Genomic DNA, 1,189 nt, shown 5'->3' with positions numbered 1-1,189 from the left:
AACAAGCATTATTTATTCAATGATCTTAGAGACGATACCGGCACCAACAGTACGACCACCTTCACGAATAGCAAAACGAAGTTTTTCCTCCATCGCTATTGGAACGATCAACGAAACATCCATGGCAACATTATCACCGGGCATAACCATTTCTGTACCTTCTGGAAGCGTAACAATACCTGTAACATCCGTCGTACGGAAGTAAAACTGTGGACGATAATTCGTGAAAAATGGCGTATGACGTCCACCTTCATCTTTTGTCAAAATGTAAGCTTCTGCTTTAAACCGTGTATGAGGTGTAACGGATCCTGGCTTCGCCAATACTTGACCACGCTCAATCCCTTCACGGTCAACACCACGTAGCAGAGCTCCTATATTATCACCCGCTTGACCTTGATCCAAAAGCTTGCGGAACATTTCAACGCCTGTAACCGTCGTCTTAGAAGTTGGACGAATACCGATAATCTCGATTTCCTCTCCAACTTTGATAACACCACGCTCAACACGACCCGTAACAACGGTTCCACGACCCGAAATCGAAAACACATCCTCTATCGGCATCAAAAATGGTTGATCAACAGGACGCTCAGGGGTTGGAATATAATTATCAACTTCACTCATTAAAAGACGAACAGCATCTTCACCAATGCTTTTATCCTTATCCTCAAGAGCTGCCAACGCAGAACCCTTAACAATTGGTATATCATCGCCTGGGAAATCATATTTGGATAAAAGTTCCCGAACCTCAAGCTCTACAAGCTCTAAAAGTTCTGCATCATCAACCTGATCAACTTTATTAAGAAAAACAACAATTGCTGGGACACCAACCTGACGTGCAAGCAAAATATGCTCACGTGTCTGAGGCATTGGGCCATCCGCTGCTGAAACAACCAAAATAGCACCATCCATCTGTGCTGCCCCTGTGATCATGTTTTTCACATAATCAGCGTGTCCTGGACAATCAACGTGCGCATAGTGACGATTTTCTGTTTCATACTCAACATGTGCTGTAGAAATAGTAATTCCACGTGCACGTTCCTCTGGCGCAGCGTCAATTTGGTCATAAGCTTTAAATTCACCAAAATATTTCGTAATCGCTGCTGTCAACGAGGTCTTCCCATGATCAACGTGACCAATCGTACCAATATTAACATGCGGTTTTGTTCGTTCAAACTTGCTCTTCGCCATT

Annotated in this window: 1 protein-coding gene; it reads right to left on the bottom strand. The window is 43.6% G+C overall.

Features of this window, described 5'->3' with window-relative positions:
• Positions 1 to 12: 12 nt before the first annotated feature.
• On the bottom strand, positions 13 to 1,188 hold the full coding sequence (gene tuf / locus ACFIO3_RS13420; RefSeq protein ID WP_012755022.1) for an elongation factor Tu: 1,176 nt from the start codon (positions 1,186 to 1,188) through the stop codon (positions 13 to 15).
• Between the last annotated feature and the right edge of the window lies 1 nt (position 1,189).

The organism is Bartonella sp. AD328YNZD (genome assembly GCF_042196425.1).
This window is presented reverse-complemented; position numbering and strand designations above follow the sequence as displayed.

Bases quoted from the DNA above. Each gene is read 5' to 3' on its own strand.
- tuf (WP_012755022.1), bottom strand. From the start codon at position 1,188: ATGGCGAAGAGCAAGTTTGAACGAACAAAACCGCATGTTAATATTGGT.